22 protein-coding genes and 1 pseudogene are annotated in these 22,388 nt (G+C 68.2%); 13 read left to right on the top strand and 10 right to left on the bottom strand.

Translation table 11 applies throughout. From position 1 onward, the window contains the following. Nucleotides 1–2: 2 nt before the first annotated feature. The 3 genes from pyrR to ACQ66H_RS00850 are packed head-to-tail and all read right to left on the bottom strand — an operon-like array spanning nt 3 to nt 1,501. Complete coding sequence (pyrR, locus tag ACQ66H_RS00860; protein WP_430432415.1) at nt 3–500, bottom strand: bifunctional pyr operon transcriptional regulator/uracil phosphoribosyltransferase PyrR; 498 nt, start codon at nt 498–500, stop codon at nt 3–5. After that, on the bottom strand, nt 487–930 hold the full coding sequence (ruvX, locus tag ACQ66H_RS00855) for a Holliday junction resolvase RuvX (protein ID WP_019915912.1): 444 nt from the start codon (nt 928–930) through the stop codon (nt 487–489). The genes pyrR and ruvX overlap by 14 nt, the downstream gene beginning before the upstream one ends. Beyond that, nucleotides 923–1,501, bottom strand: coding sequence for a YqgE/AlgH family protein (locus ACQ66H_RS00850; protein ID WP_430432414.1), 579 nt, complete (start codon nt 1,499–1,501; stop codon nt 923–925). Before ACQ66H_RS00850 ends, ruvX begins: the two co-directional genes overlap by 8 nt. 87 nt (nt 1,502–1,588) lie before the next feature. On the opposite strand from ACQ66H_RS00850, the gene ACQ66H_RS00845 reads away from it, so the two are divergent. After that, nucleotides 1,589–3,046: a cryptochrome/photolyase family protein gene (locus ACQ66H_RS00845; RefSeq protein WP_430432413.1), complete on the top strand. Its 1,458-nt coding sequence runs from the start codon at nt 1,589–1,591 to the stop codon at nt 3,044–3,046. Here the strand turns inward: ACQ66H_RS00845 and ACQ66H_RS00840 are convergent, their stop codons facing one another. Beyond that, nucleotides 3,047–3,826 (bottom strand): BPSS1780 family membrane protein, encoded by a 780-nt coding sequence (locus tag ACQ66H_RS00840; RefSeq protein WP_430432412.1) that lies wholly within the window; start codon nt 3,824–3,826, stop codon nt 3,047–3,049. Between the two features lie 171 nt (nt 3,827–3,997). Here ACQ66H_RS00840 and ACQ66H_RS00835 point away from each other — a divergent pair, with 171 nt between their 5' ends. From ACQ66H_RS00835 to ACQ66H_RS00825, 3 genes are all read left to right on the top strand, one after another. After that, the gene (locus ACQ66H_RS00835) at nt 3,998–4,357 is read left to right on the top strand and encodes a hypothetical protein (RefSeq protein WP_430432411.1); all 360 of its coding nucleotides are present in this window, start codon (nt 3,998–4,000) and stop codon (nt 4,355–4,357) included. Nucleotides 4,358–4,428: 71 nt separating this feature from the next. After that, nucleotides 4,429–4,938, top strand: coding sequence for an acyl-CoA thioesterase (locus tag ACQ66H_RS00830; RefSeq protein WP_430432410.1), 510 nt, complete (start codon nt 4,429–4,431; stop codon nt 4,936–4,938). An 81-nt stretch (nt 4,939–5,019) separates the two neighbouring features. Continuing rightward, nucleotides 5,020–5,958 carry an MBL fold metallo-hydrolase gene (locus ACQ66H_RS00825; RefSeq protein WP_430432409.1) on the top strand — a complete coding sequence of 313 codons (939 nt, stop codon included), beginning with the start codon at nt 5,020–5,022 and terminating at the stop codon, nt 5,956–5,958. Between the two features lie 59 nt (nt 5,959–6,017). Here the strand turns inward: ACQ66H_RS00825 and ACQ66H_RS00820 are convergent, their stop codons facing one another. The 4 genes from ACQ66H_RS00820 to ACQ66H_RS00805 all read right to left on the bottom strand — a co-directional run bounded on the left by ACQ66H_RS00820 (nt 6,018) and on the right by ACQ66H_RS00805 (nt 11,483). Further along, nucleotides 6,018–8,651: a DNA topoisomerase III gene (locus ACQ66H_RS00820; RefSeq protein WP_430432408.1), complete on the bottom strand. Its 2,634-nt coding sequence runs from the start codon at nt 8,649–8,651 to the stop codon at nt 6,018–6,020. A 185-nt stretch (nt 8,652–8,836) separates the two neighbouring features. Beyond that, nucleotides 8,837–9,298 (bottom strand): DUF494 family protein, encoded by a 462-nt coding sequence (locus tag ACQ66H_RS00815; RefSeq protein ID WP_020162914.1) that lies wholly within the window; start codon nt 9,296–9,298, stop codon nt 8,837–8,839. An 82-nt stretch (nt 9,299–9,380) separates the two neighbouring features. After that, the gene (gene dprA, locus ACQ66H_RS00810) at nt 9,381–10,463 is read right to left on the bottom strand and encodes a DNA-processing protein DprA (RefSeq protein WP_430432407.1); all 1,083 of its coding nucleotides are present in this window, start codon (nt 10,461–10,463) and stop codon (nt 9,381–9,383) included. A 3-nt stretch (nt 10,464–10,466) separates the two neighbouring features. Next, nucleotides 10,467–11,483, bottom strand: coding sequence for a LysM peptidoglycan-binding domain-containing protein (locus ACQ66H_RS00805; protein WP_430432406.1), 1,017 nt, complete (start codon nt 11,481–11,483; stop codon nt 10,467–10,469). Between the two features lie 222 nt (nt 11,484–11,705). Here ACQ66H_RS00805 and def point away from each other — a divergent pair, with 222 nt between their 5' ends. The 3 genes from def to htpX all read left to right on the top strand — a co-directional run bounded on the left by def (nt 11,706) and on the right by htpX (nt 14,120). Continuing rightward, complete coding sequence (gene def / locus ACQ66H_RS00800) at nt 11,706–12,209, top strand: peptide deformylase (RefSeq protein WP_430432405.1); 504 nt, start codon at nt 11,706–11,708, stop codon at nt 12,207–12,209. Further along, nucleotides 12,209–13,141: a methionyl-tRNA formyltransferase gene (gene fmt, locus ACQ66H_RS00795; protein ID WP_430432404.1), complete on the top strand. Its 933-nt coding sequence runs from the start codon at nt 12,209–12,211 to the stop codon at nt 13,139–13,141. The genes def and fmt overlap by 1 nt, the downstream gene beginning before the upstream one ends. Nucleotides 13,142–13,265: 124 nt before the next feature. Then, nucleotides 13,266–14,120: a zinc metalloprotease HtpX gene (gene htpX / locus ACQ66H_RS00790; protein ID WP_430432403.1), complete on the top strand. Its 855-nt coding sequence runs from the start codon at nt 13,266–13,268 to the stop codon at nt 14,118–14,120. Nucleotides 14,121–14,143: 23 nt separating this feature from the next. Here the strand turns inward: htpX and ACQ66H_RS00785 are convergent, their stop codons facing one another. Further along, entirely contained in the window at nt 14,144–14,377 is a 234-nt protein-coding gene (locus ACQ66H_RS00785) for a hypothetical protein (protein ID WP_430435673.1), read from the bottom strand. Here ACQ66H_RS00785 and ACQ66H_RS00780 point away from each other — a divergent pair. The 6 genes and pseudogenes from ACQ66H_RS00780 (at nt 14,277) to ACQ66H_RS00755 (ending at nt 21,751) form a co-directional block, all read left to right on the top strand. After that, nucleotides 14,277–14,613 (top strand): annotated as a pseudogene (locus ACQ66H_RS00780) (DUF2237 family protein). The gene ACQ66H_RS00785 and the pseudogene ACQ66H_RS00780 sit on opposite strands and share 101 nt — an antisense overlap. 139 nt (nt 14,614–14,752) lie before the next feature. Then, entirely contained in the window at nt 14,753–15,973 is a 1,221-nt protein-coding gene (gene rsmB, locus ACQ66H_RS00775) for a 16S rRNA (cytosine(967)-C(5))-methyltransferase RsmB (protein ID WP_430435580.1), read from the top strand. Next, nucleotides 15,924–16,535, top strand: coding sequence for a DUF4390 domain-containing protein (locus tag ACQ66H_RS00770; protein ID WP_430432402.1), 612 nt, complete (start codon nt 15,924–15,926; stop codon nt 16,533–16,535). Before rsmB ends, ACQ66H_RS00770 begins: the two co-directional genes overlap by 50 nt. After that, the gene (locus tag ACQ66H_RS00765) at nt 16,532–18,634 is read left to right on the top strand and encodes an ATP-binding protein (RefSeq protein WP_430432401.1); all 2,103 of its coding nucleotides are present in this window, start codon (nt 16,532–16,534) and stop codon (nt 18,632–18,634) included. Before ACQ66H_RS00770 ends, ACQ66H_RS00765 begins: the two co-directional genes overlap by 4 nt. Before the next feature lie 15 nt (nt 18,635–18,649). Further along, on the top strand, nt 18,650–19,897 hold the full coding sequence (locus tag ACQ66H_RS00760) for a sigma-54-dependent transcriptional regulator (RefSeq protein WP_430432400.1): 1,248 nt from the start codon (nt 18,650–18,652) through the stop codon (nt 19,895–19,897). Nucleotides 19,898–20,251: 354 nt separating this feature from the next. Beyond that, the gene (locus tag ACQ66H_RS00755; protein WP_430432399.1) at nt 20,252–21,751 is read left to right on the top strand and encodes a YifB family Mg chelatase-like AAA ATPase; all 1,500 of its coding nucleotides are present in this window, start codon (nt 20,252–20,254) and stop codon (nt 21,749–21,751) included. Between the two features lie 9 nt (nt 21,752–21,760). On the opposite strand, the gene ACQ66H_RS00750 is transcribed toward ACQ66H_RS00755, so the two are convergent. After that, nucleotides 21,761–22,387, bottom strand: a complete 627-nt coding sequence (locus tag ACQ66H_RS00750; protein ID WP_430432398.1) for a hypothetical protein — start codon at nt 22,385–22,387, stop codon at nt 21,761–21,763. Nucleotide 22,388 lies beyond the last annotated feature (1 nt).

The raw sequence follows: 22,388 nt of genomic DNA, 5'->3' as shown, positions 1-22,388 counted from the left end.
GGTCATTCCTGCTCCTGCAGCAGACGCAGCGCCAGCCGCTCGCCGTCCTGCGCCAGCTTCACCCGCGTGCCTTCGGCCAGTTCGAGCCGCGTCGCGCAGTAGGTCGGCGCCACCGGCAGCTGGCGTCCGCCGCGATCGATCAGCACCGCCAGTTCGACCTTGGCCGGGCGGCCGTAGTCGAACAGTTCGTTCAGTGCGGCGCGTATCGTGCGGCCGGTGTGCAGCACATCGTTGACCAGGATGAGATGCCGCCCCTCGACGTCAAAAGGCAGCGCGGACGAGCGCGTGTCGCGCGACAGCCCGCGCTTGGCATAGTCGTCGCGGTAGAAGCTCACGTCGAGCGAGCCGGCCGGCTGGGTCAGGCCGAGCAGCGCGTGCAGGCGCTGCGCCAGCCATACGCCGCCGGTATGCAGACCGACCAGCGCGGTGTCCGGCGTGACCTGCGGGCGCATCTGCGCCGCCAGATCGGCCAGCAGTTTTTCTGCGTCAGGCAGTGACATCGAAATAGTCCTTCAGGATGAGCTGGGCCGCGTGTGCGTCCAGGTGTTTCTTGCGTTCGCGCCAGTCGTGCTGGCCGCGATCGCGCAGCTGGGTGTCGGCTTCGGCCGAGGTGAATCGTTCGTCCTGCAGCGCCACCGGCAGCCGATAGCGGCCTTCGAGTTGACGGGCGAAGCGCTGCGCGCGGGCCGTCATGTCGTGCGCCTCGCCGTCCGGCGACAGCGGCAGACCGACCACCAGCAGCGCCGGTTTCCATTCATCGAGCAGGCGGCCGATCGCCGACCAGCGGGCGTCGTTGGTTTCGGCATCGAAGGTGGTCAGTGCGGAGGCGCTGCGCAGTTCGCATTCGCCGACGGCGACACCGATGCGCTTCTCCCCGAAATCGAAAGCCAGCACGGTGCCGCGCGCGGGCAGCGCGACCGGCTCAGGCATGCCCGGCCACGTCGGACAGCGACGCGAAGTTGACGCCGAGCAGCTGCATTGCGGCGATCAGGCGCTCTTCCGGCGGCAGGCCGAAGATGATTTCCGGGTCGGCGCGTACGGTGAGCCAGGCGTTCTGCGCCAGTTCCCACTCGATCTGGCCGGCCTGCCAGCCGGCGTAACCGAGGGTGACCAGCACGTCGTCCGGTTCGCCGTCGTGGCCGAGCGACTGCAGCACGTCGCGCGACGAGGTCAGCGCGAGGCCGTTGCCAACGTCGATGCTGGACTGCCAGTCGCCGACCGGACGATGCAGCACGAAGCCGCGGTCGGTCTGCACCGGGCCGCCGAAATACACCGGCTGGCCCTGGAAGCGCGGCGATTCGAGCGACATGTCGATGCGCTCGAACAGGTCTTCGAGCGACATGTCGATCGGCCGGTTGACGATGACACCGAGCGCGCCCTGTTCGTTGTGCTCGCACACCAGCGTCAGCGTGCGCGCGAAATTCTTGTCCGCCATGGCGGGCATGGCGATCAGGAAATGGCCGGTCAGGTTGACCGAAGGGGTCATGGCGTGTGCGGACATGGGATGATTTTATCCGTGTTGGACGCCGGCCGCGAACCGCGGCGCGACATCACGCTCAAAGCGCCGACTTTTTGACGGAAATCCCGCATGCCCGACCGTCCTTCATCCCGCCTGGTGTGGTTTCGCCGCGACCTGCGCATCGACGACCATGCCGCCCTATACCACGCGCTGCGCGCCGGCGGCCCGGTGTGGTGCGTGTTCGTGTTCGACACCGACATCCTCGACGAACTGCTGGCAGAAGGCCTGAGCGCCGACCGCCGGGTCGAATTCATCCATGCCTCGGTCACCGAGCTGGACGCTGCGCTGCGTGCGCTCGGAGGCGGGCTCATCGTGCGCCACGGCCGCGCCCGCGACGTCGTCCCGCAACTGGCGCGCGAACTGGGCGTGGCCGGCGTCGTCGCCAACCGCGACTACGAGCCCGCCGCCTTCGCGCGCGATCGCGCGGTGCACGACGCGCTGGCACGCGACGGCATCGCCTTCGACACGCACAAGGACCAGGTCGTGTTCGAGTGCGACGAGGTGCTCACCCAGGGCGGCAAGCCCTTCTCGGTGTTCACGCCCTACAAGAACGCCTGGCTGAAGAAGCTCACGCCCTTCCACCTGAAGGCCTATCCGGTACGCCGCTACGCGGATGCGCTGGCGGCAGTGCCGGCGGGTGGCATTCCGTCACTGGCCGACATGGGTTTCCGGTCAACCAATCTGGCGACGCTGAAGCTGCCGGCCGGCATGAACGGCGCCGACACGCTGTTCGACGCCTTCCTCGATCGCATCGACCGTTACAAGGTGCTGCGCGACTTTCCGGCGGCCAAGGGCCCGAGCTATCTGTCGGTACATCTGCGCTTCGGCACGATATCGATCCGCCGGCTGGCGCGCGAGGCGCATGCGCGCGGTGGCGCCGGCGCCGAAACCTGGCTGTCTGAGCTGATCTGGCGCGATTTCTACTTCCAGATCCTGTGGCACAACCCGCACGTGGTCGGCGCGAGCTTCCGGCCGGAGTACGACGCGGTGCGCTGGGTGGACGACGAAGCGAAGTTCCGCGCCTGGTGCGAAGGTCGCACCGGCTACCCGCTGGTGGACGCGGCGCAGCGCCAGCTGGCGCTGACCGGCTATATGCACAACCGGCTGCGCATGGTGAGCGCCTCCTTTCTGACCAAGGACCTGGGCATCGACTGGCGCCGCGGCGAACACTGGTTCGCGCGCCAGCTCAACGATTTCGATCTCGCTGCCAACAACGGCGGCTGGCAGTGGGCGGCCTCGACCGGCTGCGACGCCCAGCCCTGGTTCCGCATCTTCAACCCGGTCACGCAGTCGGAGAAGTTCGATGCCGACGGCCAGTTCATCCGCCGCTACTGCCCGGAACTGGCGAAATTCGACAAGAAGCGCATCCACGCGCCCTGGCTGGCGACGCCGCTGGAACAGAAGATGGCCGGCTGCGTGATCGGCAGCGACTACCCGGCGCCCATCGTCGACCACGCCGCGGCGCGCGAGGCGACGCTGGCGCGCTTCAAGGTGGTGAAGGGGGCCGGCGAGGCGCTGGAGGGCTGATCAGCGCTGGTCGAACACGTCGCGGTAGCTGGCGTACATCGCGCCGAAAGTGACTGGCAACAGCAGCAGCCAGCCCAGCATGGCGGGGATCGAGGCCAGCACGGCCAGCACGACGTAGAGCAGTGCGAACACGACGAAGGCCGGCGCATTGCGCAGGCTGGCGAAGAAACTGGTGCGCATCGCATCCAGTGCCTTCATGTCGTGGAAGACGACCAGGGCCGGCGCGAACCAGACCGCCATCAGCACCGGCGCCATCAGCATGACGGCGATGATGAGCATGGCCGGAATGGCCGCCATCAGCACCGCCAGACCCGCCACCGCGGCAACGCCGGCCAGACCGGCACTGATCGCCGACAGCAGCACGACCAGCATGCCGATGGCCAGCGAGGCCAGCAGGTACCAGCCCCCGAGGGCAAGCAGCGGATTGATGCGCTCGCCGAAACCGGCCCACAGGTGAGCCACGCCGAAGGGCTCGCCGCGCGACAGTGCGCGGCAGCCCGTCATCAGCCCACCCACCGTCACCATTGCCAGCAGCGTGGCGGCAATCATGCCGAACAGCGGCACCAGATTCAGCACCACGACGGCGATCACCCACAGCAGCGTGATCACCACCCAGACGCCGGGCGCGGCGATGAAGGCCTGCCAGCCCTGACGCAGCCACTCGACCCCCTGGCCGGCCGCTACACTGCGCGAATCGGGCTCCCCGCCATCGAGGGAAGCGGTCGTATCGTCGCCCGGCGGCGGGGCGGCTTCGAAGGGATTGTGGTCGTCGGTCGTCATGGCTGCATCATTCCACAAGCCGGCACGGTGTTCACGGCGACGTCGCAGGCTGTGGCGTCCAATCCACACTCCGTCACGATGCGCCCGGCCGTGTCGGGCTGCGCGCTGCGCCGCGGCGCTTTCGCACTACACTCGAAGTGTCCAGTCATGTTGCACGACCGGGAGGTCGCCATGAATATCCGCACCCTGCTCACCGCCTGCACGTTGATCGCATCGCCTGTAGTTCTCGCCGGTGGCAGCGGCCATGTGCCGGTCACGCCGCTCGGTCCTGAGGGCTACGGACAGGGCATGGCAGGCGCCAGCCCCGGCGGCATGATAGGACAGCATCCGCGCGAGCTGATCCGGCCCAACGCGCGCAGCCGCACTACGGACGTTTACCCGACCTTGCGCGGCACCCAGATCCGGGATTACTCCAAACCGGGCGTACGCATCGAGGACGATGCGTACGGCACCAGCGTCTATCCGACCGCGCCCTACAGCAACGTCCGCGACTACAACAAACCGGGCTGGCGCATCGAACGGCGCGAGTAACCGTCACTGAAGGGTCGCGGGCACCGACGGACATCACCCGCGCCGGCCTCGCCGGCGCACGGTAGACAACGATGAACGAACTGCCCAAACACCAGCTCACCATGACGGTGCTGATGACGCCCGACATGGCCAATTTTTCCGGCAACGTGCACGGCGGCGCACTGCTCAAGCTGCTCGATCAGGTCGCCTACGCCTGCGCGGCGCGCTACGCGCAGTCCTACGTGGTGACGCTGTCGGTCGATCAGGTGATCTTCCGCTGCCCGATCCACGTCGGCGAGCTGGTCACCTTCTTCGCTTCGGTCAATTACACCGGCACCACCTCGATGGAGGTCGGCGTCAAGGTGGTGACCGAGAACATCCGCGAACACACGACGCGCCACACCAACACCTGCTACCTGACCATGGTGGCGATGGACGCCGACCGCCGGCCCTGCCCGGTGCCAACGTTGACACCGTTGACGCCGGACGAGCAGCGGCGTCACACCGCCGCTCAGGTGCGGCGCCAGCTGCGCAAGGAATTTGACGCCCGCTTCGAGGAGTTGATGCAGGAAGAGCAGGCCAAGGCGGGTCGCGGCGCCTAGACGCCCCTGAGCACCCCGGCGGCGGAAGCGCCTGCCGCAGTGCGTCATACTGTGCACCGAGTCCCACCCGGAGCGCGCTGCATGATCGACTACGAGCACGACATTTCGGCCATCGACGCCGACCTGATCCGCCACGGCATGGCGGCCATCCACCTCGTCCGCGCCGGCGACCAGGCGGCGCTGGTCGATTGCGGCACCGGCCACTCGCTGCGCAACGTGCAGGCGGCGCTGGCGCAGAAGGGCATCGCGCCGGAAGCACTGCGCTACATCATCCTGACCCATGTGCACCTGGACCACGCCAGCGGCGCAGGTGCGGCGATGCGCGCCTTCCCGAACGCGCAGTTGGTGGTGCACCCGCGCGGCGCGCGCCACATGATCGATCCGTCGAAACTGATCGCCGGCGCCACCGCGGTCTATGGCGAACAGGCGATGGCGGAAATGTACGGCGACATCCTGCCGGTTGACGCCGCGCGCGTGATCGAGACGCAGGACGGCTTCGTGCTCGACTTCAACGGCCGACCGCTCGAATTCATCGATACGCCGGGCCACGCCAAGCACCACCACTGCATCTGGGACGCGCAGTCGAAAAGCTGGTTCACCGGCGACACCTTCGGCTTGGCCTATCCGGAATGCACGGTCGATGGACGCGCCTTCGTGTTCCCGACCACCTCGCCAGTGCAGTTCGACCCGGTCGCGATGCGCGCCTCGGTCGATCGCCTGCTGTCACGACAGCCGGAAGCGATGTTCCTGACGCACTACGGCAAGGTGACCGGCGTGCCGGCGCTGGGCCGTGCTCTGCTGTCGCGCATCGACGCCCACGTGGCGATCGCGAAGGCGGCCGCCAGTGCCGGCGACGGCCGCAAGCAGGCACTGCTGGCGGCGCTGACCGCCTATCTGATCGACGAACTGCGCGCCCACGGCAGCCGGCTCACGCACGACCAAGCGGTTGACGTGTGGGGGCTGGACATCGAACTGAATGCGCAGGGGCTGGAGGTGTGGCTGGACGGCGCAGCAGCCTAGGTCGCGCTGCCGGCAGCCGCCCGGGCGATGAAGCCCGTGTGGCCGCCGGCCGGACCTGATCAGGCCGACTTCTTGCGCGCCGTCGTCGCCTTGGCGGCCGGCTTCTTTGCCGCGGCCGTCGTCTTCTTCGCCGCGGTCTTCTTCGGCGGCGCCTCGGCTTCAGCCGCCGGCGCAGCGTCGGCAGCCGCGGCCTTGGCCGTCTTCGCGCCCGCCTTCGGCTTGACTGCGCGCGGCTCGAACTCGAAGCCGACCTTACCGTCCGGCTGGCGCACCAGGAAAGCCGAGAACTTGCGCTTGGTGCGCGACGACACGAAGCCCTTCAGCAGGTCGGTACGACCCGCTTCGAGCAGCTTCTGCATCTGTTCGGGCTCGATCGGCTGCTGCAGGATGATCTTGCCGGAGCGGAAGTCGCAGCTCTTTTCCGGACCGACGGATTTCTCGCAGATATAGGACATCGGCTGTTCGAACACCCGCGCCGAACACTTCGGGCAGGGGCCGAGCGGTGTCTGCTGCGAGAAATCGACCGGCTCGGCGTTCTCGTCCTCGCGCGGCTGGCCGAAATCGAATTCCGGTTCCAGCTTGTCGTTCAGCTTGATCACCGCGTTGAACGGCCGGCCCATCTTGTTGCGGAAGCCGGTCAGCGGACCGACCTGGCGCTCGCGCAGCAGGGTGTCGATCTCGTGCGTCTCGAACTGGCGGCCGGCAACGATCTTCCACAGCGAGAAGTCGCAGCTCTGGCACTGGAACTTCTTGTAGTTCTCCTTCACGACGCCGCCGCAGCGCGGGCACTTCTCGTCCAGCGTGGCGAAGTCGCCCGGAATGGTGTCGCTTTCGTAGCTCTTCGCCTGGTGCACGATGTGCTGCGTCATGTCGGCGATTTCGCGCATGAAGGCGTCACGCGACAGTTCGCCGCGCTCGATCTGCGACAGCTTGTATTCCCATTCACCGGTCAGTTCCGGCGAACTCAGTTCGTCGATCTTCAGGCCGCGCAGCGCGATCATCAGCTGGAAGCCCTTGGCCGTCGGAATCAGTTCGCGGCCCTCGCGCAGCATGTAGTTCTCGAGGATCAGGTTCTCGATGATCTGCGCACGCGTCGCCGGCGTACCGAGGCCGCGACCAGCCATCGCGGCGCGCAGTTCCTCGTCGTCTATGGTCTTGCCGGCACCTTCCATCGCGGTCAGCAGCGTCGCTTCCGAGTACCGCGCGGGCGGCTTGGTCTGCAGCGCCTTGACGATCATGTCATTGACGCGGGCGCTTTCGCCGGGCTTGACCGGCACCAGGCTGGCGGACGCGGTTTCGCCCTTCTCCTTGCCTTCGTCGTCGGCAATCGCCGCTTCCTTGCCGTACACGGCCAGCCAGCCGGCATTGACCAGCACCTTGCCTTCGGTCTTGAACGCTTCGCCCTCGACCCGCGTGATGCGCGTCGTGATGCGGTACTCGGCCGCCGGGAAGAACACCGCAAGGAAGCGGCGGGTGACCATGTCGTAGATCTTCGCTTCCGCCTCGGACAGCGATTTCGGCTCGGTGCCGGTCGGGATGATGGCGAAGTGGTCGGAAATCTTGGCGTTGTTGAAGATGCGCTTGTTCGGGCGCACCCAACCCTGCTTGACGATTTCGTTGGCGTGCGGCGCATAGGTTTGCGGCAGACGGGCCAGCACGTCGTTCACCGTCGGCAGGTAGTCCTCCGGCAGCGCGCGCGCGTCGGTACGCGGGTAGGTCAACACCTTGTGCTTCTCGTACAGCGCCTGTGCGATCTGCAGCGTCACGCGGGCGGAGAAGCCGAAGCGGCCGTTCGCTTCGCGCTGCAGCGAGGTGAGGTCATACAGCAGCGGCGACAGCTGGGTCGAGGGCTTGGCCTCCTCCTCCACCGTGCCGGTCTTGCCGGCGCACTTGGCCTGGATGGCCCTCGCTCTCGCCTCGTCCCACAGCCGTTCGGCGCGGGCGTGCTCGTCGCCCTCCGGCTTCTTGAACTTCTCGTCGAACCAGCGGCCGGGGTATTCGCCGGCCGCGACGCCGAAGCGGCCTTCGATTTCCCAGTAATCGCGCGACTTGAAGCGGCGGATTTCCTCTTCGCGGCGTACCACGATGGCCAGCGTCGGCGTCTGCACGCGACCGACCGTGGTCAGATGGAAGCCGCCGGTCTTGGAGTTGAACGCGGTCATCGCCCGCGTGCCGTTGATGCCGATGAGCCAGTCACTCTCGGCGCGCGACATCGCCGCCTGGCGCAGGCCTTCGACCTCCTGCGCCGAACGCAGGCCGGCGAAGCCGTCGCGGATCGCGGTCGCCGTCATCGACTGCAGCCACAGTCGTTCGATCGGCTTGTTCGTCTTGCTGTGCTCGACGATGTAATTGAAGATGAGCTCGCCCTCGCGCCCCGCGTCACAGGCGTTTACCAGGCCGTTGACGTCCTTGCGCTTGATCAGCCGGGTGAGCAGACGCAGCCGCTCGGCGGTCTTGTCGATCGGGTTCAGCGTGAAGCGGGGCGGAATGACCGGCAGGTGCGCAAACGACCATTTGCCGCGCTTGACCTCGTATTCCTCCGGCACCGCCAGTTCGAGCAGGTGGCCGACCGCCGAGGACAGTACGTAGTCCTCGCTCTCGAAGTAATCGCCTTCGCGCGTGAAACCGCCCACGGCACGCGCAATGTCCTGCGCGACCGACGGCTTTTCCGCGATGATCAGTTTCTTGCCCATGCCTGCCCGATACCTGCCGCCGGCTTGCGCGCGCAGGATGCGCGCCGGTTCAAGCGGCGTGAAAGCGGCGCATGATAGGGACAAAAAATCCGAACAGGCAAGACAAGTTGACCCGGCGGACGAAACGCGGGCTGCGATTCATCCGGCCGGGCAGGCCCTGCGCCGCGGCAGCGGTCGCGCACTTTTCAGTGCGGCGCGCGCGGCTCGTCGTCGTCCGACAGCAGTTCCTCGAGCACCAGCGTGTCGGTTGTGACCTGCTGGTTCCACAGCACCATCAGCACGATCACCTTGAGCTGGGCCAGCGACACTTCCTCGTCTTCCAGCGCCAGGGCGCGTTCGACGACGATTTCGCGGGTCAGCGCATTGATCGCGCCGGCCTCTTCGAGGAAGGCGAGAAAGCCACGGCACTCGGTATCGAGGCGCGACTGTTCGGCGGCCGAGTACAGACGGATGGAACGGCTTTCAGCCGCGATAAGCGGCTTCTCGGCGCCACCGGCGCTTTCGAGACCGGACAGCCAGCCCATCGCTTCCTCGATTTCATCCTGCTCGAAACCGGCGGCCGAGAGCTTGCGTGCGAGCTGGTTGGGCTCGGGATAACTGTCCAGGTGCGCGTAAGTTTCGAAAAGATAGACCAGAACGTCGATCATGATTCGGCTCCGCGCGAGCCGGTCGGCAGGCGTGCCCACCGGCGGGTTTGTAACCCGGCAGCGCGCGACGCGCACTGCCGTACTACCTGATGCGCTGGTAGCGTCCGTCGGGCAGCAGCGCCACCCGGTTTTCGAGTTCCAGCGAGAGCAGCATGGCGGAGAGGGTGTCCGCCGTCAAGCCGGTATGTTGCGACAGCACATCGATTCCGACCGGGTCGAAACCCATCGCGTCGAGCAGCGGGTCGCCGTCGCCGGAGGGCGCTTCCACTGCGGCTTCGGGCGGCGGCGCCGGCCGCAGCTCGGACAGAATGTCGCGCGCATCGTCGACCAGCTTGGCACCTTGGCGGATGAGCTGGTGGCAGCCCTTGGACAGCGGCGAATGGATAGAGCCCGGAATCGCGAACACCTCGCGCCCCTGTTCGCCGGCCAGCCGCGCGGTGATCAGCGTGCCGCTGCGCGCCGCCGCCTCGACCACCAGCACGCCGCGCGCAAGGCCGGAAATGATGCGGTTGCGGCGCGGGAAGTTGTCGCGCAGCGCCGGCGTTCCGAGCGGGAATTCGCTGACGATGGCGCCGTGCTCGGCGATGCGCCGCGCCAGTTCCTGGTTGCGCGGCGGATAGATGCGGTCGGCGCCGGTGCCGACCACGGCCACTGTGCTGCCGACACCGTCGAGCGCGCCGGTGTGGGCTGCCGCATCGCAACCGAGCGCCAGTCCGCTGACGATGGTGAGCCCGCCGCGCGACAGCTCACGCGCGAACTGCTCGGCGTTGGACGCGCCCTGCGCAGTCGCGTTGCGGGCACCGACAATGGCCAGCGCGCGGGTATTCAGCAGTTCCGGCCGACCCTTCACGTAGAGCAGCGTCGGCGGATCGGCGATTTCGAGCAGGGCTTGCGGGTAGGCTGCGTCGGCCAGAGTGATCAGATGGTTGCCCGGCTGTGACGCCCAGGCCAGTGTGCGCGCGACCTGTTCGTCGCCGTCGAAGGCAGCCAGGGCACGCGCCGCGCGCTCACCGACCGCTGCCCGCACCGCCGTGCCGGCCGCCGCGAAGATGTGTTCGGGCAGGCCGAACACCGACAGCAGACGACGCTGCGTCTCCAGCCCGACGCCGCGGGTCAGCGTCAGCCGCAGCCAGGCTGCGGTCGAAGCGTCGCTGGCGACCGGCACGCCTTACGGCTTGCGGAAGCGATCGCCGACGGTGATCGGACGCTTGGCGTCCATCACCAGCGCGTAGGAAATGTTGTCGTAGACGCGGAACACGAACACCAGACCGGAGCGTTCGTCCGGCAACTGGTAGGTGTCGATCTTCTGATCCTGACGGATATCGACCTTGCTTCCGGCCAGATAGGCGGCGAACACATGGCCGATCTCGACGCCGTCGTTGGCGCCGCGGTTCAGCAGTACGACACTGTGACGGCCGGACGAGGCCACGCCACCGACGATGCGGGCGACGCTGCCTTCGATCGCCGTCTCCGGCGCGCGCGGCGCGTAGGCGACCAGTTCGGGCGGACGCGCCGGTACCAGGCGGTCACCCTTGCCGATTTCGTACTGTGCCGACACCACCTGGAAGGTGGCCGGCTCACCCTCGCGCACCAGCTTCGCTTCGCCCAGGTAATCCGCCTCGTAGCCGATCAGCTGCTTGGTCTCGGGATCACGGATCGGCGCTGCCGGGCGATAGACGTGCCACAGCGGCTTGTTCTCCGTGACGCCGCTGACGTAGGCGGTGTCACCGGCGCTCAGGTAGACGCGGCCTTCTTCGGTGCCGACGATGCGCGGCGCGCTCTCATTGAAGCCGGCCTCGACCGCGATCGGCTTCGACAGGAAAGGCTCGATCGCACTGTGCGGAATGGAAGCGATCGGTTCGCGCACCGGTTCCTCATAGGTCTTCGGTGACAGCTTGACCGGCTGGCCGACGCGCAGCCGCGGCGAGCCGTTGAAATCCTCGAGATAGACGATCTGGCCGGGATAGATCAGGTGCGGATTACGGATCTGCTCGCGATTGAGCCGCCACACTTCAGGCCAGCGCCACGGCTCCTTCAGGAAGAGGCCAGCGATGCCCCACAGCGTGTCGCCCGGCTTGACGACGTGCCGGTCCGGCGCGTTGCCGGCGATGGCCGGCGGCGCTGACTGGGCAAAGGCGGTCGCGCTTGAAAGGGCGACCAGCAGGGAGCATATAATCTTGCGCATGGTGTGGCCTCGCACGGGCAGCGCCTGCACATGCAGGAACCTGCCGGGGGTTTGCCTTTCAATATCGTTACGAACCGGCTCCACCTTGAGTGCCCTGCACCGTCGAAACGGTGACTTGGCAAGGCGGCACGCCAACCGCATGCCGAAGTGTAGCAAGCGGCGTCATGTAATGACAGTCTGCATGAAAATTCACCGCTAATCCATTAAATCAGCACGACTTTTATGGCCCTGCTCCCGATTCTGAAGTTCCCCGACCCCCGCCTGCGCAAGAAGGCGGCGCCGGTCATCGCGGTGGACGATTCCATCCGCAGGCTCGCCGCCGACATGGCCGAAACCATGTACGCCGCGCCGGGCATCGGGCTGGCCGCAACACAGGTGGACGTGCACAAGCAGGTGATCGTGATCGACATCAGCGAGGACAAATCCGGCCTGATCACGCTGATCAACCCGCGCATCATCGAGCGCGACGGCGAACAGGTCTATGAGGAGGGCTGTCTGTCGGTGCCCGGCATCTACGACAAGGTGACCCGCGCCGAACACGTGAAGGTGCGCACGCTGACGCTGGACGGCAGCGAGCAGGACATCGACGCGCACGGCCTGCTGGCCGTCTGCATCCAGCACGAGATGGATCACCTGCAGGGCAAGGTATTCGTCAACCACCTGTCGCAGCTGAAGCAGACGCGGATCAAGACCAAGCTCGCGAAACAGGCGCGCGAAACCGCCTGATGCCGCCGCGCATCGCCTTCGCCGGCACCCCTGAATTCGCCGCCCGCGCGCTCGACGCGCTGGCCGGCTTCGACTGCGACATCCCGCTGGTGCTGACCCAGCCCGACCGCCCGTCAGGGCGCGGCATGAAACTGATGCCCAGCCCGGTCAAGCAGCGCGCGCTGGCGCACGGCCTGACAGTGGCCCAGCCCGACACGCTTAAGACGGCCGAACTGCGCGCGCCGCTGGTTGAGGCCGCGCCGGACCTGCTGGTGGTGGTCGCCTACGGCCTGCTGCTGCCGCGCGCCGTGCTCGACATTCCGCGCCTCGGCTGCATCAACATCCACGCCTCGCTGCTGCCGCGCTGGCGCGGCGCCGCGCCCATTCATCGCGCGATCGAAGCGGGCGACGCCCGCACCGGCATCACGCTGATGCAGATGGACGAGGGGCTGGACACCGGCCCGATGCTGGCCGAACGCACCGTCAACATCGCCGCCGACGACACCACCGCAACGCTGCACGACCGGCTGGCCGCCACCGGCGCGCAACTGCTGATCGACACGCTGCCCGCGCTGCTGGCCGGACGCATCAGTCCGGTGCCACAGCCGGCCGACGGGGCCTGCTACGCGGCGAAGATCGGCAAGGCCGAGGCGGCGCTGGACTTCCGCCGTCCGGCGGTCGAACTGGACCGCGCGATCCGCGCCTTCAACCCCTTCCCCGGCGCGCTGATGACGGTGGAGGGCACGCCGATCAAGCTGTGGCGGGCTCGCGTCGAGCCGGCGAGCGGCGAGCCCGGGCGCATCCTCGCGGTCGGCGACGATGGCATCGTGATCGCCTGCGGAGAAGGCGCGCTGCGCGTGACCGAGCTGCAGAAACCAGGCGGCAAGCGGCTGCCGGCCGCCGATTTCCTGCACGGTCATCCGCTGGCGGTCGGCCAGCACGTGGACAAGTAGGCCGCCGCGGTCGCGTCGGCCCGGGGTTTCCTTGTAAGCGCAGTTTTCACCGCTGCCGCCGCTTGAATTTCTTGCTTCGCGCACGATCTATAGTGCGCTTCCTCTCTCACTGAAAGGTATTCGAATGTTCGGCAACTGGCTCAAGACCTCGATACTGATGGCCGGCATCGTCGCGCTGTTCGGCGTGGTCGGTGCAGCCATCGGCGGTCAGCAGGGCATGCTGATCGCACTGCTGTTCGGTGGCGCCACCAACCTGTGGGCCTACTGGTTCTCCGACAAGATGGTGCTGCGCATGTACAACGCGCGCGAAGTCAACGCCGCCTCGTCGCCCTACCTGTACAACATGGTGGCCGAGCTGGCGCAGCGCGCGCAGCTGCCGATGCCGCGCGTCTACATCATCGACGAGGCGCAGCCCAATGCCTTCGCCACCGGCCGCAATCCGGAGAACGCCGCGGTGGCCGCGACCACCGGCATCATCCAGATGCTGTCGGCACGCGAACTGCGCGGCGTGATGGCACACGAGCTGGCGCACGTGAAGAACCGCGACATCCTGATCTCGACCATTTCCGCCACGGTGTCCGGCGCGATTTCCGCACTGGCGCAGTTCGGCATGTTCTTCGGCGGCGGCCGTGACTCGGAAGGTCGCCCGGCCAATCCGGTGCTCAGCATCGCCGTCGCCATCCTGGCGCCGATCGCCGCCATGTTGATCCAGATGGCGATCTCGCGCACCCGCGAGTTCGGCGCCGACCGCGAAGGTGCGGCCATCTCCGGCGACCCCGAGGCACTGGCCAGCGCGCTGGCCAAGATCGACGCCTACGCCCGCGGGATTCCGATGCCCACCGCGGAAGCGCATCCGGAAACCGGTCAGATGATGATCATGAACCCGCTGTCCGGCGGCGGCCTGCGCGGCCTGTTCAGCACCCACCCGGCGACGGAGGAACGCATCGCGCGGCTGCGCGCACTCGCTACCGGTCGCTGACACACACCCCCGCCATTGCGGCATCATGCCCGCAGCGTGCGCAGCTTTCGCGGCGCGCGCTGCGGGTTTCGTTTTTCATCGGCACAACGTGGAGATCCCGACATGGATCGAGGCTGGAACGGCGGCGGCGGCGCGCGCAACGTACTCGGAGGTCCGCTGGAGCCCTGTTCGTTCAAGCCGATCACCGGTTTCTTCCGCGACGGCTGCTGCAACACCGACGAGAACGACTTCGGCTCGCACACCGTATGCGCCGTCATGACCGACGCCTTCCTCGACTTCTCACGCTCGCGCGGCAACGACCTGTTCGACGCCGCGTCCCGAGTACGACTTCCCCGGTCTGCGCGCCGGCGACCGCTGGTGCCTGTGCGCGATGCGCTGGCGCGAGGCATTCGAGGCGGGCCAGGCACCGCAGGTGGTCCTGGTTGCCACGCACGAGTCGGCCCTGCGGCACGCGCCGCTCGATGCATTGAAGGCGCACGCGTGGGCAGGCTGAATGCTGCGCTTACAATCGCGCTCCCGCGCCCGGCCATCCTCCGCATCCAAGATTGAATTCCACTTCCCGCCCCCCCAGGACGCTTCCTGCTGATTCGCTCGCCGCGTCGCTGCTCGACGCCGCACACGCCGTCGCCGGCGTGCTGCAGGGTGAGGCGCTCGACGACGCTTTCGGCCACGTCGCTGCGCAGTCGGCCAACGGCGCCGCCGTGCGCGACCTGGCCTACCAGTGCCTGCGTGCGCACGCCGGCATCGAACGCCGGCTGGCCGTGCTGGTGCCGAAGCCGCTGCGCGAAACCGACCGCTGCGCATTGCTGCTGGTCGCGCTGTGCCGGCTCGAAGCGCGGCCCGACACGGCGCACACCACGGTGAACCAGGCGGTAGAGGCCGCGCGCGCACTTGGCGGCGATCGCTTCGGCGGGCTGATGAATGCGGTGCTGCGCAACGCGCAGCGCCGTCACGCCGAACTCGATGCGGCGGTTGCTGCCGACCCGGCCGCCCGGCTGCAGCACCCGCAGTGGTGGCTGGACATGCTGCGTCACGACCATCCCGATCACTGGCAGGACATCGCCGCGCAGGGCAATGTCCACCCGCCGATGGCGCTGCGCGCGAACCGCCGCCGCACGACGCCACAACAGGCGCTGGCGCAGTTGCAGGCGGCCGGCATCGTGGCGCAGATCCGCGGCGAAGACGGCCTGCTGCTCGACAAGCCCTGTCCGGTGTCGCGCCTGCCCGGCTTCGCCGACGGCGAGCTGTCGGTGCAGGACCTTGGCGCCCAGCGCGCGGCCGCACTGCTCGATGTCGCTGCGGGCCAGCGTGTGCTCGACGCCTGCGCCGCACCCGGCGGCAAGGCGTCGCACCTGCTCGAACGGGCCGAACTCGATCTGCTGGCGCTCGACCAGAGCGAAGCGCGTACCCGACGCATCGCCGAAAACTTCGAGCGACTGGGTCTGCGCGGCCGGATCGCGGTCGGCGACGCCGCTCGGCCGGACGACTGGTGGGACGGCACGGCGTTCGACCGCATCCTGGCCGACGTGCCGTGCAGCGCCTCCGGCGTCGTGCGTCGCCACCCGGACGCGAAATGGCTGCGCCGTCCGCAGGACATCGCGGGCTTCGCCGCCCAGCAACGCGCGATACTGGATGCGCTTTGGCGCGTGCTCGCTCCGGGTGGTAAATTGCTCTACGCCACCTGTTCGGTGTTCCGCGCCGAAAATCAGGATCAGGTGACCGCCTTCACCGCCCGCCATCCCGACTGCCTACGTCTGAGCCCATGTGGTGCGCCCGATCTGCAACTGCTGCCGACCGCCGAGCATGACGGCTTCTATTACGCACTGCTGCAGAAGTCTACGCACGCTGGCTGAGCGCGCACGCGCGCTGCTGCTGGCGTTGCTGATCGCGACGCTGGCCGGCCACGCGTCGGCCGCCGGCGTCACGATGCGCGACGTGCGCCTCGATCACGGCGACGACGGCTACCAGCTATCGACGGACATTGCGGTCACGCTGTCGCCGCGGCTGGCCGAAGCGGTCACGCGCGGCGTCGCGCTGTACTTCGTGCTCGAGTTCGAGATCAGCCGCCCGCGCTGGTACTGGCTCGACGAAGACGTGGTCGAACGCAGCCAGACCTATCGCGTCAGCTACCACGCGCTGACGCGTCAATACCGCGTATCGACCGGCGCGCTGCATCAGAGCTTCGACACGCTGGACGAGGCACTGAAACTGATCGGCCGTCTGCGCAACTGGCACGTGGTCAACTACAGCCGCCTCACGCCGGGCGAAAGCTATGTCGCCGCGCTGCGCCTGCGCCTCGACGTGACGCAGCTGCCAAAGCCCTTCCAGCTCAGCGCGATGAGCAACCGCGACTGGACGCTGGAATCCGAATGGCAACGCTGGGGCTTCACCGCACAGCCGCAGGAGGCGCGATGAGAGCCTTCATCGTCGCCACCACGGCGATCAGTGGCGTGCTGCTGCTGCTGCTGTCGCTGGCCAGCGAAAACACCGAGCTGTTCGCGCGCAATTACCCGCTGCTGCTCGGCATGAACATCACGGTCGCGGTCGGCCTGCTGGCGCTGGTCGCCTGGCTGGTGACGCAGCTGCTGCGCGAGCACCGCGCCGCCGTGTTCGGCTCCCGTCTGAAGCTGCGGCTGTTCGCCGCCTTCGCCGCGCTCGCCGTGGCGCCGGGCGCGCTGATCTACGTGCTGTCGGTGAACTTCGTGTCGCGCTCGGTCGATTCCTGGTTCAACGTGCGCATCGAACAGGCGCTCGAAGGCGGCCTCAACCTCGGCCGCAACACGCTGGACTATGTCTCCGCCGACCTGCTGGAAAAGGCCCGCGCGATGGCGCGCGAACTGGGCGACACACCGCTGATCCGGCGCAGCGCACGGCTGGACGAGCTGCGTGAACAGTCGGGCGCCGCCAGCGCGACGCTGTTCTCGTCCGCCGGCCGCGTGCTGTCGACCAGCTCGGCGGCCACCCGGCTGGTGCCGCCGCTGCCGTCGCCGTCGCAACTGAGGCAGGCGCGTCAGGGCGCCGGTTTCGCCGCGGTCGAGAGCGACGTTGACGCCGGACTGACGGTGCGCGCACTGGTGTTCGTCGGCAGCGGCACGCTGGCCTCCGATGCCCCGGTGTTGCAACTGACGCAACCGCTGCCGGCTTCGCTGGCGCAGAACGCCGAAGCGGTGCAGAGCGCCTACCGCGACTACGAAGAGCTATCGCTGGCGCGCGCGGGGCTGAAACGCATCTTCGCGCTGACCCTGACGCTGGCACTGCTGCTCGCGCTGCTGTCGGCGCTGGCGGTGGCCTTCGTCATCAGCCGGCGCATGTCGGCGCCGCTGTCCATCCTGGCGCGTGGCACCGACGCGGTGATGCAGGGCGACTTCAGCCCGATCCCGGCGGTCGCCTCGCGCGACGAACTGGGCACTCTGACCCAGTCCTTCCGCCGCATGACGGAACAGCTGAACGAGGCGCGCGCCCAGGCCGAGCGCAGCCGCGCCGAAACCGAAGCGGCGCGCACCTATCTCGAAGGCGTGCTCGGCAACCTGTCAACCGGCGTGCTGGCCTTCAGTCCGTCAACCAAGCTGCGCGCCGCCAACCAGGGCGCGATGGCCATCCTCGGCGACACGCTGGAGGGGTGGGAAACGCTGACGCTGGCGCAGTGGCCGCGGCACGCCGAACTGCGCGACACCATCGTCGCCGCGATCGACGAGGCGCAGGAATCGTGGAGCCGGCAGATCGACATCCCCGACCCCTTCGGTCCGGGCAAGACGCTGCTGATCCGCGGCTCGCAGCTGCCGGCGGCCGGCGGCGGCGGCTTCGTCGTCGTGTTCGACGACATCACGCAGCTCATTTCGGCGCAGCGCAGCGCCGCCTGGGGCGAGGTCGCGCGGCGGCTGGCGCACGAAATCAAGAACCCGCTGACGCCGATACAGCTGTCGGCCGAGCGGCTGCAGTTCAAGCTGTCGGACAAGCTCGACGCGGACGGCCAGAAGATGCTGGCGCGCGCCACCTCGACCATTGTCGATCAGGTCGAGGCGATGAAGAACATGGTGAACGCCTTCCGCGACTACGCGCGGCTGCCCGCGCCGGCGCTGGCGCCGCTCGACCTGAACCGGCTGGTCAACGAAGTGCTCGGCCTGTACGAAACGTCGGCCGCCCGCATCGAGCGCCAGCTGTCGCCGGACCTGCCCGACGTGGCCGGCGATGTCGGACAGCTGCGGCAAGTGATCCACAATCTGCTGCAGAACGCGCAGGACGCGCTGGCCGAGGCCGACGCACCCTGCATACAGATCCAGACGCGGCGCCGGGGGGGGCGAGCGGAACTGGCGGTGCGCGACAACGGCAGCGGCTTTCCGCCGCAGGTGCTGGCGCGCGCCTTCGAGCCCTATGTCACATCCAAGGCGCGTGGCACCGGGCTCGGACTGGCCATCGTCAAGAAGATCGTCGATGAGCACGAAGGACGCATAGAAATAGAGAACGTCGCGCCGCATGGCGCGGAAATCCGCATCTCGCTGCCACTGGCGGCATGAAGGAATCAGGGAAGAATGGCTCGCATACTGGTCGTAGATGACGAAATGGGGATCCGCGAACTGCTGTCGGAAATCCTCCGGGACGAAGGGCACGACGTGACGCTCGCCGAGAATGCAGCGGCGGCGCGCGCGGCGCGCACGGCGCAACGGCCCGATCTGGTGCTGCTCGACATCTGGATGCCCGACACCGACGGCATTTCGCTGCTGAAGGAATGGGCTTCGGGCGGACAGCTGACGATGCCGGTCATCATGATGTCTGGCCACGGCACCATCGATTCGGCGGTCGAGGCGACGCGCATCGGCGCGATGGACTTCCTCGAGAAGCCGATCGCGCTGGCCAAGCTGCTGAGCGCGGTCAAGCGCGCGCTGGCGCGCGGCGCCTCGCCAGAGCAGCGGCCGAGCGCACCGTCTCTGAGCGCGGTAGGACGCAGTGGCGTGCTGCGCGACCTGCGGCGCAAGATAGAGCAGATGGCCGCCCGCTCGCGCGTCGTCCTGCTGCGCTGTGGTCCGTCCAGCTTCGGCGAACTGGCGGCGCGGACGCTGGCCGCGCCCGGCCGACGCTGGCTGGAACTGGCGACCATCAGTGGACCGATCACGCAGGAACAGCTCGATGCCGCGCGCGGCGGCGTCATCCACACCGGCGACATCGCTCACCTGTCGCGCATGCAGCAGAAGAACCTCGCTTTCGCGCTGGAGCGGCTCGACCGCCTGGACGCCCGGCTGATCGCCTGCTGTGCGCAGGGTGCGCCGGAACTGCAGGCGGCAGGCTGGGAGGAAGCCGTGCTGGCGCGTCTGTTCGAGATCGTGCTGCCGCTGCCGGCGCTGGCCGAGCTGCGCGACGAAATCGCCGATCTGGCCGAGGACGTGCTGAAGCACCTGGTCGAGGCAGGCGAGGTGCCGACGCGTCGCCTGGCCGAGTCGGCGCGTCCGTTGCTGCGCCAGCACGGCTGGCCCGGCGGCTACGGAGAACTGGTATCGGTGCTGCGCTCGGCGGCGCTGGCCGCGCTCGACGACGAACTCGACGCCGCTTCACTGCGCGCGCTGCTGCGCCCGGCCGGCACACCGGTGCTGCCTGGTCTGGACCAGCCGCTGCGCGAGGCACGCGAGGCGTTCGAGCGCATGTACTTCGAGCACCACATGGAACGCGAGGGCGGCAACATGACCCGCCTGGCCGAACGCTCCGGGCTGGAGCGCACCCATCTGTACCGCAAGCTCAAGCAGCTCGGACTGCCCATCGGACGGCGCAGCGAACACCACGAGTAAGGCGCGGAGCGCGGCTGCCGGCCTGCCCTCGCCCCGAGCCGGCGGCGGAGTGCTGTGGGGGGGTCTTCTGACCCCGACAGCTGCCTGTGCCCAAGCCTGCGGTGCGCAGCGGCTGCGTCACGGCCAAGGGCGCTCCCACAGGGGTTGCGCCTGACCGGCGGACCAAGCCGGAGCCGGGGTTCTGTGGGAGGGGTCTTCTGACCCCGACAACTGCCTGTATCGAAGCTCGAGGACCACAGCGATTGCGCCCGATCCAGTATCACGGTCGGCCGCCGCAGCCGCCCTCGCCGCACACACCCCATGCCATTCAGATTTACAGTTAGACTTCGCGGCGTCTCATTTAATGACATACAGATGTCTCTCGCCATCCTGCGCAGCCGTGCGCTTGCCGGCATGCTGGCGCCGGAGGTTGCGGTCGAAGTCCATGTGTCGAACGGCCTGCCCGCCTTCTCGCTGGTCGGTCTGCCGGACGTCGAAGTGCGCGAGGCGCGCGACCGGGTGCGGGCGGCCATCCTCAGTTCCGGCTTCGACTTTCCGGCCCGGCGCATCACCGTCAATCTTGCTCCGGCCGACCTGCCGAAGGAATCCGGTCGCTTCGATCTGCCGATCGCGCTGGGCATCCTGATCGCCGCTGGCGCGCTCGACGCGAAGGACATCGACGGCATCGAATTCGCCGGCGAACTGTCGCTGACCGGCGCGCTGCGACCGGTGCGCGGCGCACTGCCGATGGCGCTCGGCGCCCGTGCCGCCGGCCGCACCTTCGTGCTACCCGCCGCGTCGGCGCCGGAAGCGGTGATCGCTGGCGGCATCGACGTGCGCGCCGCGACCTCGCTGCTCGATGTATGCGCGCATCTGTGCGGGCAGTCGGCGCTGCCGCGCGCAGTACCGGCCGGCGTGCCGGAGCGGGCGGCCTGCGCGGATCTGGCCGACGTGCGCGGGCAGCTCGGCGCCCGCCGCGCACTGGAGATCGCCGCCGCCGGCAATCATTCGCTGCTGATGTCGGGGCCGCCGGGCACCGGCAAGTCAATGCTGGCCGCTCGCTTCACCGGCCTGCTGCCGGACATGGACGAAGCCGAGGCGCTCGAAACCGCGGCAGTGCTGTCCGGCGCCGGTCTGTTCGACCCAACTGCGCTCGGCCGCCGCCCCTTCCGTGCGCCCCATCACTCGGCCAGTGCGGCTGCACTGGTCGGTGGCGGCGCCATCCCGCGGCCGGGTGAAATATCGCTGGCGCACAACGGCGTGCTGTTCCTCGACGAACTGCCCGAATTCGACCGCCGCGTGCTGGAGGCGCTGCGCGAGCCGCTGGAAACCGGTCACGTGACCATTTCCCGCGCCGCCCACCGGGCCGAGTTTCCGGCCCGCTTTCAGCTGATCGCGGCGATGAATCCCTGCCCCTGCGGCTATCTCGGTCACCCGTCAGCGCGCTGTCGCTGCACACCGGACCAGATCGCACGCTATCGCGGCCGCCTGTCCGGGCCGCTGCTCGACCGCATCGACCTTACGGTCGTCGTACCACCGCTGACCGAGCAAGAACTGCGCGCCGGGTCCGGCGAGGCCAGCGCCGAAGTAAGGCAGCGGGTGTGTGCGGCGCGGGCGCTGCAGCAGCGACGTCAAGGCAAACCGAACCAGCGGCTGGAGGCAGCGGACATCGACCGCCATTGCCCGCTGGACGACGCAGCGCGCGCCTTGCTGGCGCAGGCGATGAACCGGCTCAGGCTGTCGGCGCGCGCCTATCACCGCTGCCTGAAGGTGGCGCGGACGATTGCCGATCTGAACGGACGGGATGTGATTGCGGCGAACGAGGTCGCCGAGGCGGTGCAGTTCCGGCGCGCCCTCGACGCACCGGCCAACTGAGCCGGGTGCTCAGCGGTTGCCGGCGATCTCGCGGAAGCGCGCGCGGTCTTCCTCGAAGCGCTTGCGGGTATCGACCAGATCGCGCTCCTTCTGCGCGATGTTCTCGCCGATCTGCCGCAGGTCCTCGCCGTTGGTGTCCAGCCTGTCCTTGATTCCGGACGGCACGCGCTTGCCCTTGGTGGTGAATGCCGCGGCGTCCTTCTCCAGCTTCTTGTGGCGCTCGCTCAGCGTCTGCTGCTGCTCGCGCAGACGGGACAGCAGTTCTTCGATGTCGGCGATACGCCGGTCGCGCGCGGCGTCGATCTCGCGTTCGCTGGTGTAGGTGTTGAGCAGTGTGGTGTCGCGACGTCGCTGCTCCTGGCGCACCATTTCCTCGTCGCGCGCCTTCTTCGCATCGGCGTCACGCTTGGCCCGCTGGGCGTCCGTCATCGGCGCCTCGACCTGCTTGACCGTCGCGCCCTGGCTGTTCAGCTCGCGGTAGCCACGGTCGGCACAGGCGGCCGGGAGCACGTCACCGCACACCTGCTGGCCGCGCGCGTCCTTGCAGCAATAGACGCGCGCCTCGCTCGCCGGCACGTGCAGCAGGGCCAGCGCAAGCAGGCCCGGCGCGAGGTGACGCAGATTCCCGGGTTTCATC

The sequence above is a fragment of the Methyloversatilis sp. genome (assembly GCF_965284615.1).
Classification (GTDB): domain Bacteria; phylum Pseudomonadota; class Gammaproteobacteria; order Burkholderiales; family Rhodocyclaceae; genus Methyloversatilis.
Note: the sequence above shows the minus strand (reverse complement) of the source record. Positions and strands in the feature narration are given on the sequence as shown.